Here is an 11091-nt window from a genome sequence, read left to right as displayed (position 1 = left end):
GCCACGAGCTGGGTAGCTCGTAAATGAGCCGATGAATTCCAAGTAGAAAACTCTCCATCAAACCCGGGGCTTGACACTATGATGGCCTCGGGCGCGATCCTCGCCCCGTTCGTGCCCAGACTGGTCGAACGCTATGGGCCGCGCCTGCCCATTGTCGGCGGACAGATCCTCATGGCCGCTTCCTTTATCGGCCTCGCCTTTGTCCCGGCGAACGTGCCCATCTGGACACTGTCATTGGTGATGATTCCCGTGGGCCTGACCGCAGGGTTCATCAACCCGCCCGTCTCTGCCGTGCTCCTCAACCATGTCGACGGTCACCTGGCAGGAACCGCCAGCGGCGTCTACAACTCCAGCCGCCAGATCGGCGGGGCACTGGCCATCGCCGCTTTTGGCGCACTCCTCACCGGCCCCGGCCCCCTCATCGACGGCATGCGCAGTTGCATGGTCATCGCCGCGGTCCTGGTCCTCGTCACCGCCTGTGCGGGGCTCGCTCTCGGTGCCGACCAGCGACGACGGAGGTGACGACGGTGACAATGCCCACCTGAGGAGGCCCACTACCATCCGTTACTCCTGCACGATCAGTGTCGAAGCAGAATCAGGAACTTAGTCACAGGAACTTAGTCATCTGAAACGGAGTGGGCTCGCTGTAGACATATCGGCCATCACCAGCACACGTTCGCCGACGTCCACTTTCTGGAATTCCTCACCGTTCGAAACGTTATAGCTCACAAGACCGAACGACGACGAATACCGACGCAAAGCCTCATCCTCTCCGGGCGGTGCTTCAGCCGCTCCTCAGCTATGTTTGATGGTTCGGTGCTTTTGTCTTCTCAGCGCTCAACGGGATCGATACGATTCAGGTCATTGATTTCACTCAAGTACGGGGAACCTTCCCAGTCTCCGTGTACGAGGCACGCCATTGCTCCTGTGAGGACAGCGCGCTCCAACCGTTGACGTGGAGATGCCCCCGCGACCAGCAAAGACAGATACCCGGCGACGAAGGCATCGCCCGCTCCGACGGTGTCGACGGGTTTCACGGGCACGGCAGGGACTCTCAGTACCTCGCCATCGATGATGGCCGTGCAACCGTCGGCCCCTTGTTTGATGATTGCGTCTTTGCACCCAAGTTCTACGAGTGCTCTCGCGAGGGCTTCTGGAGACTCAATCTCTGGAAAAAGAATCCGTGCCTCGTCTTCCCCGGCGAATACAACGTCGCCTCTGGGCACGAGTGACCGAAATACCTCGGCAGCCTCGTGTGGCTTCCACAGCTTCGAGCGATAATTGAGATCGATGGAGATAGGGGTTCCCGACTCCACCGCGAGGTCGACTGCATGCTCTGTCGCTTCTCGTGCGCTGACGGACAGCGCAGGAACGATTCCTGTGAGATGGAGCAACGCCGCACTACGAATGGAACCTGCATCGAGGTCGTTCGGAGTCAGTCTCGAAGCAGCACTGCCCGTACGGTAGAAGAACACGTTGGTTCTGTTTCCACTTAGACGTTCCTTCAACATGAAACCCGTCGGAGCGTTAGCTTCCACCCGTGCATCGACCGAGACGTTCTCAGCGCTCAACTCGCGGCGAATGAGTCGCCCAAGGCTGTCATCGCCCAATCGACTTATCCACACGGTGGGCACTCCAAGCCTACTCAGTCCGATTGCCACGTTTGCCTCTGCGCCGCCAAAACTCAGGCCTAGAGTTCGTTCATGCAATATCGATCCGACCTGGGAACTCATCGCGAGGCCCATTGCTTCTCCGAAAGTGACTACGGCGCCGGAAGATGCCCGTTTGAAGCTCATGCGGCGCGTGCCTCCGCAACGCGAGAGATCGCTTCACTGGCTCGATTACGGAGCGCAGCCATGTTCCCGCCTGCGAAGGCATCACCCACCAGCGGGCCACCAAGGCTCACTGCCACGGCGCCCGCAGCAATCCACGCTCCGATGTCATGCAACGTGACTCCCCCCGATGGAAGAAGGTCGATAGTCGGGAATGGACCGTGGAGTTGCTTGATGAAGTCAGGTTTCACCGTCGCGGCCGGGAATAACTTCACAGCAGACGCACCCGTGCTCCAGCTCGTGAACACCTCTGTCGGCGTCATACTCCCGGGAAAAACGGGCACTTCGCGCTTCAAAGCCGTTTCCACGACTGCCGGCTGGCTGATCGGAGTGACGACGAATTGTGCTCCCGCGTCAATTGCGCGGGTGGCTTCCTCGACAGTTGTGACCGTGCCGATGCCGAGTTCAACCTTTGATGGTAGCTGGGAACGAAGTGAGGCGAACTTTTCGATAGTGTTAGGTGTTGTCAGTGTGAGTTCGATGCACGTGATTCCGACGTCCACGAGAGTATCAACCACAGGTTCGTAGTCCTCGAACTTCGACGCCCGAAGTACAGCGACGACACCGGTGCGTTCGAGCTCAGATCCTGTTATGTTCGAACGTTCCATGTCAGGCCTCCGACGGTTCAACTTTGGCAGAGGTGTGCTTCTGCTCTTGACGGCGTATGTGCACAGCGGCTCCGATGATTCCAGCAATTGCGATGACTTCGAGGACAACGAGGTACAGGGCAGGTGAAATCAGCAACCCTGTGGAATCGATCAGTGCGACGACTATGTACGGTGCAAAGCCTCCGAAAGCCGCGTTGGCAATTGCATAGACGATACCGAGATAGGTTGCACGTACATTCTCCGGTGTCAGTTCTGCAAGCATCGCCGGCGTCGGACCGGCTACGAGCCCGAGCGAGGCGGCGAATAGCACTAGCGCCACTCCTATAGCGAAGATGGACCCGTTAATCAGCATCAGATAGCAAGGAACGGCAGTAACGGCAAGTGCGATGGCACCGATGAGCATCACTTTCCACCTGTCAATACGGTCTGCGAGCCACCCACCGAGGATAATAAATCCGGCGTAGATGCTGAGGCCGATGAGAGAGGCTGTCAGTCCATGAGCAATCGGCCGCTCAAGGACACCATTGAAGAAAGTCGGTAGGAACTGGAGCGTCACGTACCCTCCCGCAGTCCAAGAGATGATTGCTGCCGTGCCAGCAATGATCATGCGCCAGTTCGCACGGAAGGTCTCCTTCACAGGATTCTTCGCAACGGTGCCGTCCTCTTGCATCTCGACGAAAGCAGGTGTTTCATCAATGTGGCGTCGAATGTACCAGCCTACGATTCCCAGCGGGAGCGCGATTAGGAAGGGGATTCGCCACCCGATCTCGTTGAGGAACTCCTCGCTCATGGCAGCCGTGAGGCCAGCACCAAGTCCCGCCGACACTGCCAGAGCGGCGACGATACTTGCAGGCTGTGCGGATCCCATCAAACCGCGGTTCTTCTTGTTAGCGTGTTCGAAGAGTAACGAGGCCGCGCCTCCAAACTCCCCACCTGCTGAGAAGCCCTGGATGAGCCTGAGCAAAGTGAGGAGGATTGGTGCCCAGACGCCGATGGTGTCGTATGCCGGGAGTAATCCCATGAGCGCCGTCGCTCCCGCCATAGTCAAGATGACGAGTGAGAGCACCCATCGACGTCCGAGGCGGTCACCAAAGTGTCCGAAGACGAACGCACCTATAGGCCGGAGAACAAATGCTGCACCGAAGACACCCAAGGTCGCTAGCAGTCCAACTAATCCTTCGGATTCGGGAAAGAACACTCGAGCAAGAATCGGCGAAAAATACCCGTAGATAGCAAAGTCATACCATTCTACGAAGTTGCCTGCTGCGGCAGCAGCGACGATTTTGCCCCTACCTGAGCGCTCTGCTGACACGAGTTGTCTCCCTTGACTGTGTGGAACGGCAACACGATGAGGTTGCCAGAAAGGTCGCGACCGACTGGGTAACACGATTTACTAGACACTATATGTGCTCTGTGTAGGATGTCAACTCACATCACATAGGGATTAGAGTGCACCACCGCGGGTGGCCCTACCGCGGTGGTGCTGTTGACTCTCGCATCTCTAGTTTGGGCATGGGATCGAGAACCCGTACTGTCTCCTCCACATCTTCACCCGCGATAAGTCGGAAAAGTGTCTCGACGGCTTGCACGCCCATCTCCTCCAGGGCGAGTTTGACCACCGTGAGCGACGGGGTGACAAACCCCGCGAAGCTCATGTCATGGAACCCGATGATGGAAATATCTTCCGGCACGTGCAGGCCGAGTTCCATAGCGGCCCTCATCGCACCGACTGCTGCGGTCGCATTATGCACGCTTACCGCCGTGGGCAGGCTGCCACGCGACGCGAGCCTGAGCATACCTTTCCGACCGCTGTCCAGAGTGTGACCGCCGTTTTCGACCCACGCGTGACCTGATTCAATTCCTGCTTCTTGAAGGGCGCTCTCGTGGCCTGCGAAACGGTCGAGGCGTCGCTGGGTTTCTCCGTCGAGTAGCAACACGCCGATGTCACGGTGCCCAAGTTGAATGAGGTGCTCGGCTGCAATCTTTGCCGCGTCTGAGTCTTCGAGAGTAACGCTGTGGAATCCGGGCGTGCGGTCGTTGACTAAGACTGTTGGGAGTGCGGCTGTCGCGGCACGGAGCACGAAATCATCAGCTTCGTTTCCCGCGGGAAGGAACACGAGGCCGTCAATCACTTTGCTCGTAATCATGCGGTTGAAGGTGGTGGGGTCTCGGTGGAACTCGTCGACATCCGCAAGCATGAGAACCGCTCCGTGCGATGCCACAGCTTTCTGTGCACCTTCGATAATTGCGTTGTAGACGGGATTGCCGATCTCGTGCACGGCGAGTCCGATAGCGCCCGCTCGATTGTGTCGGAGTGCCCTCGCGGCATGGTTTGGGATATAGCGAAGCCTGGCAGCTGCTTCAAGCACACGTTCACGAGTCTCGGGACGGACCGTGAAAGTAGGGTCTTTGTTGAGGATCCTCGAAACGACAGCATGAGAGACACGCGCTTCTCGAGCGACATCTTTGATCGTGGACATAATTCACGAAGTCTACCCATCTTTGATCGGGACCTTCGATTTCTCCAGCCCTCCATCGACGCGATGAACCGACGAAACCCGCTCCTTGCCAGTATCTTATGTATTCTCACGCTCAGGGATGGGTGCTGCCAGCCACCGGTAGTAGGGCTGGCGGGAGAGCTTCAAGACCCGGCACGACACCGCCACGGGGATCCCGTCGGCGGCGAGCTCTCTCACGAGCGGGTAGAGCCTTTTGACGGCAGATTCGCCTGTGACAGATACGCGGCCGCGCGGCGCAGGACCTCGTTCTCCTGCTCAAGCAGACGATTGCGCCGACGCATCTCTCGTAGTTCGGCGGACTCGTCGCTGGTGTTGCCGGGTTTGTTGCCGGCATCGATTTCTGCTTGGCGGAGCCATTTGTTGATGGTGCCTTCGTGGACTCCGAAGTCCTTGGCGATCTGTCCGATCGTCGTCTTGGAATCCCTGGCCTGGACGACGCGGATGACGTCGTCGCGGAATTCTTTCGGGTAGGGCTGTGGCATGGTGTCTATCCTTCCAGGCTTGCCTATGAACAAGCCAGATTAGATGTCACCTAACCCTGCATCAGTCCCGCTCATGGAGATGCATCCGAGCACCGCGCGAACGTTCTGGAGATCCCTCATGGACAACGCTTCCGGGCTCATCGCCGACGCGCACGTGCTACTCGAACGTGGGTCGTTCGGTCGGGCGCGATCGCTGACGGTTCTCGCGCAGGAAGAGCTCGGCAAGGCGCTGTGGATCTACGAGGTCTTCGAGCAGTCGTGGAACACCGGTATCGACGAGGTCCGAGAGGTCTCTCGGCTCACCTCAGACGGGCGCCGCCACACCGTGAAGTACATGGAAGCGTTCGTCTTCAGTAAGGAGCTCGCATCGTTCTGGGGCGACTACGACTCCCTCGATCTCCCGGAAGACGAGTCGCCGGATGGGTGGCGTGCCTTCTTCGCAAAGAAGCACGGCGACGTGGAGTTGGCGGGGAAGCAAGCGAACGAGGACAAGATGGCCGGCTTCTACGTCGACATGGACTCCTCCGGCGACTCCGTACGTTCCCCAGCCGATGTTTCGCCGGGAACGATCGCGGATGATCTTCAGACCGCAGCGCAGGTCGTCGAGATGCTGCTGATTAAGGACCACAGCAGAATGAAGCTCGAGGCAACGACGCCCTACGACAGCACGCACGTGCAACAGAACAGGCTCCTGCCGATTTCGCACCCTGAGGACTGGGTAGCGGCTTCACAAGAGTTCCGGGACGGTAGTGGGACTGACGCAACTCGCTAGGTGTTTCGGGGGCGGACGTTGCCTGCGGCGTGACTAGCGAAGTCAGGTGGAAGGATTGCCTGTGTTCGTGATCTGTTCGAACGCTGCAGAAAGTTCGTCTTCGCCGGGCAATGCCTTCTTCTCAGCGATCGGAAGAGACTCGTAGGTGTAGGTAGATACGGCCATCAGGGATCCCGACCAAGACAACGAGTAGCGGACACTGTGCTCATTCTTGCTGCCACAGATCAGGATACCGACGGTGGCACTGTGTGCTGGCCGCTTGAGCTTGTCATCGACCAGCGCCACATAAAAGTTCAACTTGCCAGCGAACTCCGGTTGAAACTTTCCCGTTTTGAGCTCAACTACGAAGTAGCGGAGCTGTTCCACATGGAAGAACAGCAAGTCGATGTAGTAGTCATCGTCGTCGACCTCAAAGTGCACTTGGCGGCCGACAAAGGCGAATCCAGGACCGAGTTCGTGCAGGGTCTCTACGATGCGGTCGGTGAGTGCCTGCTCGAGGTCCCGTTCGGCCACTCGTCCTGAGAGTCCGAGGAACTCGAAAGTATACGGATCTTTTGCAACTTGCTGGGCAAGTTCAGAGTCAGGACCAGGAAGTTGCCGGGAGAAGTTTGACGGTGCCGCTCCGGTCCGTTCCATGGTGTTGTTCATAATCATGTTCAACAACACGTTGCGCGACCACCCATGCTCTACGCTTTTAACTGCGTACCAGTCCCGTGCTTACTGGCTTAACGGTTTATCGAGGAGAGTGCGGATGTGTCCCCATGGCAATTGCGCCACAGGTTGTGGCGCAATTGAGTCCACATTCCAGTGCCGGACGAATGTGGTCATATGTTGCAGGTTTCGAGGCGAGAAGCCCCGCATCTGTGGAAACTCGTCACGTAGGTCTTCGGCCAGACGGGCAATGGTCTTACTGCCCCACCCTTGATGTTCTTGTCGGAGAAGAACTTTCCTCCCGATTGACCAGTACAGCTGGATCAACTCAGTGTTGACCGTACGCTGTGCTTGAACCTGGGCTCGCTGAACACGCTGTTTGAGCGCATGCAGTGTTTGGAGATAGCCATCGGGGAGATCAACATCAGAAGCCATAGGCTTCATTGTTCCAGGTTCAAAACCCCACCAACGTGAGAGCAGCAGCTCGATACACTACCTATGCCTACATCGCGCTCGATTGACACATTGGTGAGATGTTTGACAGATGATGGCCAAGAAAGTGAGAAATTGACAAGTTAAACGAGAACCTACAATATCCGGTGTAGGATCTCGCCGAACTTGTCAGCGGCGCGGCGCCGTGACCTGCGATGTGACGCAACCGTGAGACGGCATCTGTCTCACCAATTTGTCAAATACCTTGCCCGCTTACTAGGACCAGTGAGTTTGGGATAACCGGCAATTCAGTCGGTACGGCCTGTGAGGTCCCGCGTGACCGTCGCATCCGCGCACATAGCCTCGGGCGCACAGGAGCAGTAGCAATTAGAGCAACGTCAAATGACTAAATCTGGCACAGATTATCACGGATCGGCAGTCGGCAGAACATAACGTGGGAATTGGGGTCAGTGACAGTAGAAAGGTAAAGCACAGATAGACGCAATCATCGTTGAGCAACCAGCGTTCCGGCTCGTTGGGCATGCGGTCCGCTTGCCGCTCAAACATAACGGAATCAATCCACATCTTACAACGCCCCGGTGTCTGAAGCCGAACGAGCTCGGCTTCGGAGAATTGGCAATACGGAGCCAACCGGACTCCTCCAGGTCAGTGACGATGTCGATCCCGACTACGTTGAAGGAAGCGAATTTACCCATCTATACGGCGTCTCAATAGACGGGTTGACACCCGTGCCCGCAAATCTTCATGTGATCGAGGCGCCAGCCGGGAAATGGCCGTCTTTTCTGCGCCAGGGCCCTCTCCCTTAACGTGGGACACAGTCGCACGGGAGTGGTTCCTTGAGAACCCGTGGCAAATTCGGCCGGGGCCGGAGATCGCGGCAAATTATCACCCGGACGAAAACGACGCCACGTCAACATCTTATCTCTGGATCCCGGTCGAGCGGGATGGGTGTCGCCGTGAGCCGCTTCACCACGGTCTGAGCGGTCAATAGATATGAGAAGATGTTCGCGTTCAGGCGAAGACTGTCAGTGCTGAGGAGTAGTTGGAACTCGAATGGGAAATCTCGTGCGGATATCGCGGGCAAATGCGCGATTCCAACAATGGGAAGCTTTGTTGCACAACCGAAACAAGCGCCAACGACGCGGCGAGTTTCTGGTGCAGGGGGTGCGAGCAATCAACCTTGCCTTTGAATACGGTTGGCCGATCCGGGCGCTCCTCTACGACTCTGACCGATCGCTGTCGCGCTGGGCATCTGGTTTACTCCAAGGATCTAATTGCGACCTGGTTGCACTGGCGCCTGATTTGCTCCGCCAGTTGAGCGGGCAAGATCAGGATGTGCCCGAAATCGTGGCTGTGGTGGGCCTGCCCGACGATGAGTTCTCACGCATCCGAGTCGGCACATCATTTCTCGGAATGGTGTTTGACCGCCCGGCCATGCCCGGCAATATCGGTTCGATGGTTCGCTCAGTGGATGCCTTTGGTGGCTCAGGTCTATTCGTCACCGGACACGCAGCTGATCCTTACGACCCCAAGTCTGTTCGTGCTTCGACTGGATCGCTGTTCGCAGTGCCAGTGATACGGGCACCGTCACACAGACAGGTACTAGCTTGGGTAGGGGAACAGCGAGCAGCGGGCACCGAAATCGCGATCATCGGAACCGATGAGAACGGCACCGTCGACGTCAATGACCTCGACTTCACCGGCCCAACCCTTTTCGTGATCGGCAACGAGACGAACGGTCTAAGCGCTGGGTGGCACGACGTCTGCGACACTATCGCAACCATCCCTATCGGTGGTGGAGCAAGCTCGCTCAACGCGTCCAGTGCAGCCACTGTCGCGCTTTACGAAGCCGCCCGACAGCGCAGACTCGCGTAGATATCAGTAATGGTCTACCGCTACGCCCTTGCTAAAGAAGACTACTCCGACTTGTCCACCGGGGGAGTACTCTACTCAGCGCCAGGATTCCCTGCCTTCCCAGTTCGACTCGCGAGCGAGATATTTCAGCGAGCCCTTCGTCTCGGACCAAATCAACCAACGCAAGTGTGGGACCCTTGTTGCGGCAGCGGCTACCTGCTGATGGCATTGTCCTTCCTCCACCGCCGCGATATTACCGAGATATTCGGAACGGACCTGGACAATGCAGCACTAAAGCTAGCCCGTCAGAATCTGAACCTGCTCAGCGAGAACGGACTCGAGGCACGGTCAGCCGAGCTACATGACCGGTCTGAACGGTTTAGCAAATCTGTCTACGCCGAAGCAGCCTCGGCGGCATTCCGCTTATCTGACAAACTTGAACAGCAAGGCGGCCCAATCCCGCACTCGACAGCTCAGGCCGACGTGTTCGACCCGAATCAGCTACGAAATGTCCTGGGCGCTCGTCGGCCCAAAATTGTGATTACGGATGTCCCTTACGGTGAACGAACCGCATGGAGCGGTCCTCACCGGACAGCTGGAATTACCGGCATGCTTCGAGCACTTGGAGCGGTGCTCGACGATGACGCTGTCATCGCGGTCTCCACGCGTGGACGGAAAGTGCGCACCGACGCCGACCTCCGAGCCATCACTTCATTCAAGATCGGTACCAGAGCGGTGGCCTACTTCCGGCCTCCGCGCTAAAAAGCCAAATGGAGCGGCAACGTCGTCTCAAGATGTGACCATTGGCCCAGCGCCGAAACACTTCCAAGAGTGACAATTCGTGATTGCTTCGCCATCGGCCCCTTGATTTCTTCCGTTACCACCTGCGCACCTCCCCACCTCGAGAGGTGGTAAGAGGACGAATCACAGACTTGGTTTCTCCAGATGGCTCTCGTTTTCCGATCGCCTGGAACGGGTGTAGGGGAAGTCGCATTCAGTAGCACCTGTGGATCGAACCGGTGTGAACCGGTGTGTAGCCTCGCGACATCGTGGACACTGAAACTCACCACTTCAGGGACAACCGACCTCAGAGCTTTGTACCACTTCGTTACACAGGTGCTACCGAAAGGCACTTCCGTGCAACGGGGTGATTCCGTGGCAGGAGGATTTGCTGATGATCTATTGCGAAACAGATTCGCTGGTTATCGGCGGTGGAGATTGGCGAAGTTGATTCTTTCGGGTCAGGGACCGAGTGAATCTGTGATTCGCCCCGGGAATAATGGAGACAGTGAAGCCACGGAAAGGACTTCCCTGTCATGCCCCAAAAGAAATACCCCCTCGAGCTTCGTGAGAGAGCGGTCCGCATGGTCCTCGACGCCCTCGAAGCCGACCCTGGTGCCCGCCGCGGTATCTTCCGCCGTATCGGTGACCAGCTCGGTGTGAACCCGGAAACATTGCGGTCCTGGGTCAACCAGGACCAGGTCGATGCCGGCGACCGTCCCGGCACCACCACCGCTGATGCCCAGCGGATCAAGGACCTCGAGAAGGAGAATCGGGAACTGCGCCGGGCCAACCAGATCTTGAAGTCAGCCTCGGCTTTCTTCGCGGCGGAGCTCGACCGCCCCTCGAAATAATCGTCGAGTTCATCGACGAGCATAAGGACGAATTCGGAGTCGAGCCGATCTGTGCCACGCTGCGTGCTGCCGGCGTGAAGATCGCTCCGAGTACCTACTATGCCCGCAAACACCGACCTGCCTCGGCTCGACAAAAACGTGACGAGATCCTGAAAGAGGAGATCAGCAGGGTCCACGCGAACAACTACGATGCGTTCGGAGCCAGGAAGATGCATATCGTCCTCAACCGCGAACCCGACCAGTTAGGGCGCGGGCATGTGGCCCGATGCACGATCGAGCGCCTGAT

13 protein-coding genes and 1 other annotated feature are annotated in these 11091 nt (G+C 57.7%); of the genes, 6 read left to right on the top strand and 7 right to left on the bottom strand.

The features are described 5' to 3' along the window. The first annotated feature begins 81 nt into the window (after positions 1–81). The gene (locus IIE29_RS16625; protein WP_209326409.1) at positions 82–522 is read left to right on the top strand and encodes an MFS transporter; all 441 of its coding nucleotides are present in this window, start codon (positions 82–84) and stop codon (positions 520–522) included. 308 nt (positions 523–830) lie between these two features. Here the strand turns inward: IIE29_RS16625 and IIE29_RS16620 are convergent, their stop codons facing one another. The 5 genes from IIE29_RS16620 to IIE29_RS16600 form a co-directional block, all read right to left on the bottom strand. After that, on the bottom strand, positions 831–1796 hold the full coding sequence (locus tag IIE29_RS16620; RefSeq protein WP_209326408.1) for a sugar kinase: 966 nt from the start codon (positions 1794–1796) through the stop codon (positions 831–833). Further along, positions 1793–2440, bottom strand: a complete 648-nt coding sequence (locus tag IIE29_RS16615; RefSeq protein WP_209326407.1) for a bifunctional 4-hydroxy-2-oxoglutarate aldolase/2-dehydro-3-deoxy-phosphogluconate aldolase — start codon at positions 2438–2440, stop codon at positions 1793–1795. Before IIE29_RS16615 ends, IIE29_RS16620 begins: the two co-directional genes overlap by 4 nt. A gap of 1 nt (position 2441) precedes the next feature. Beyond that, entirely contained in the window at positions 2442–3752 is a 1311-nt protein-coding gene (locus IIE29_RS16610; RefSeq protein ID WP_209326406.1) for an MFS transporter, read from the bottom strand. A gap of 157 nt (positions 3753–3909) precedes the next feature. After that, entirely contained in the window at positions 3910–4920 is a 1011-nt protein-coding gene (locus IIE29_RS16605; protein ID WP_209326405.1) for a LacI family DNA-binding transcriptional regulator, read from the bottom strand. Between the two features lie 212 nt (positions 4921–5132). After that, positions 5133–5441 (bottom strand): transposase, encoded by a 309-nt coding sequence (locus IIE29_RS16600; RefSeq protein ID WP_209326404.1) that lies wholly within the window; start codon positions 5439–5441, stop codon positions 5133–5135. A gap of 43 nt (positions 5442–5484) precedes the next feature. Between IIE29_RS16600 and IIE29_RS16595 the strand changes: the two genes are divergently transcribed. After that, positions 5485–6213, top strand: coding sequence for an AbiV family abortive infection protein (locus tag IIE29_RS16595; RefSeq protein ID WP_343071947.1), 729 nt, complete (start codon positions 5485–5487; stop codon positions 6211–6213). A gap of 42 nt (positions 6214–6255) precedes the next feature. On the opposite strand, the gene IIE29_RS17210 is transcribed toward IIE29_RS16595, so the two are convergent. Together IIE29_RS17210 and IIE29_RS17205 are read right to left on the bottom strand one after the other, a co-directional pair. Continuing rightward, the gene (locus tag IIE29_RS17210) at positions 6256–6861 is read right to left on the bottom strand and encodes a PDDEXK nuclease domain-containing protein (RefSeq protein ID WP_343071946.1); all 606 of its coding nucleotides are present in this window, start codon (positions 6859–6861) and stop codon (positions 6256–6258) included. 69 nt (positions 6862–6930) lie between these two features. Further along, on the bottom strand, positions 6931–7299 hold the full coding sequence (locus IIE29_RS17205; RefSeq protein ID WP_343071945.1) for a DUF1016 N-terminal domain-containing protein: 369 nt from the start codon (positions 7297–7299) through the stop codon (positions 6931–6933). Positions 7300–8370: 1071 nt separating this feature from the next. Between IIE29_RS17205 and IIE29_RS16585 the strand changes: the two genes are divergently transcribed. The 4 genes from IIE29_RS16585 to IIE29_RS16570 form a co-directional block, all read left to right on the top strand. After that, positions 8371–9192, top strand: a complete 822-nt coding sequence (locus IIE29_RS16585; protein ID WP_209326402.1) for a TrmH family RNA methyltransferase — start codon at positions 8371–8373, stop codon at positions 9190–9192. Positions 9193–9201: 9 nt separating this feature from the next. After that, a complete protein-coding gene (locus IIE29_RS16580; protein ID WP_209326401.1) occupies positions 9202–9933 on the top strand; it encodes an N-6 DNA methylase in 732 nt (243 codons plus the stop codon). A gap of 554 nt (positions 9934–10487) precedes the next feature. After that, complete coding sequence (locus tag IIE29_RS16575) at positions 10488–10805, top strand: transposase (RefSeq protein WP_209326400.1); 318 nt, start codon at positions 10488–10490, stop codon at positions 10803–10805. After that, positions 10766–10894 (top strand) — a sequence feature (AL1L pseudoknot). It overlaps the preceding gene by 40 nt. After that, the coding region (locus IIE29_RS16570; RefSeq protein WP_209326399.1) for an IS3 family transposase at positions 10880–11091 on the top strand (212 nt) is incomplete at its 3' end. (Overlaps the previous feature by 15 nt.)

This window comes from Brevibacterium renqingii (genome assembly GCF_017808095.1).
Classification (GTDB): Bacteria; Actinomycetota; Actinomycetes; order Actinomycetales; family Brevibacteriaceae; genus Brevibacterium; species Brevibacterium renqingii.
This window is presented reverse-complemented; position numbering and strand designations above follow the sequence as displayed.

Bases quoted from the DNA above. Each gene is read 5' to 3' on its own strand.
- IIE29_RS16625 (WP_209326409.1), top strand. From the start codon at position 82: ATGGCCTCGGGCGCGATCCTCGCCCCGTTCGTGCCCAGACTGGTCGAA.
- IIE29_RS16620 (WP_209326408.1), bottom strand. From the start codon at position 1,796: ATGAGCTTCAAACGGGCATCTTCCGGCGCCGTAGTCACTTTCGGAGAA.
- IIE29_RS16615 (WP_209326407.1), bottom strand. From the start codon at position 2,440: ATGGAACGTTCGAACATAACAGGATCTGAGCTCGAACGCACCGGTGTC.
- IIE29_RS16605 (WP_209326405.1), bottom strand. From the start codon at position 4,920: ATGTCCACGATCAAAGATGTCGCTCGAGAAGCGCGTGTCTCTCATGCT.
- IIE29_RS16600 (WP_209326404.1), bottom strand. From the start codon at position 5,441: ATGCCACAGCCCTACCCGAAAGAATTCCGCGACGACGTCATCCGCGTC.
- IIE29_RS16595 (WP_343071947.1), top strand. From the start codon at position 5,485: ATGTCACCTAACCCTGCATCAGTCCCGCTCATGGAGATGCATCCGAGC.
- IIE29_RS17210 (WP_343071946.1), bottom strand. From the start codon at position 6,861: ATGAACAACACCATGGAACGGACCGGAGCGGCACCGTCAAACTTCTCC.
- IIE29_RS17205 (WP_343071945.1), bottom strand. From the start codon at position 7,299: ATGGCTTCTGATGTTGATCTCCCCGATGGCTATCTCCAAACACTGCAT.
- IIE29_RS16585 (WP_209326402.1), top strand. From the start codon at position 8,371: ATGGGAAATCTCGTGCGGATATCGCGGGCAAATGCGCGATTCCAACAA.
- IIE29_RS16580 (WP_209326401.1), top strand. From the start codon at position 9,202: ATGGTCTACCGCTACGCCCTTGCTAAAGAAGACTACTCCGACTTGTCC.
- IIE29_RS16575 (WP_209326400.1), top strand. From the start codon at position 10,488: ATGCCCCAAAAGAAATACCCCCTCGAGCTTCGTGAGAGAGCGGTCCGC.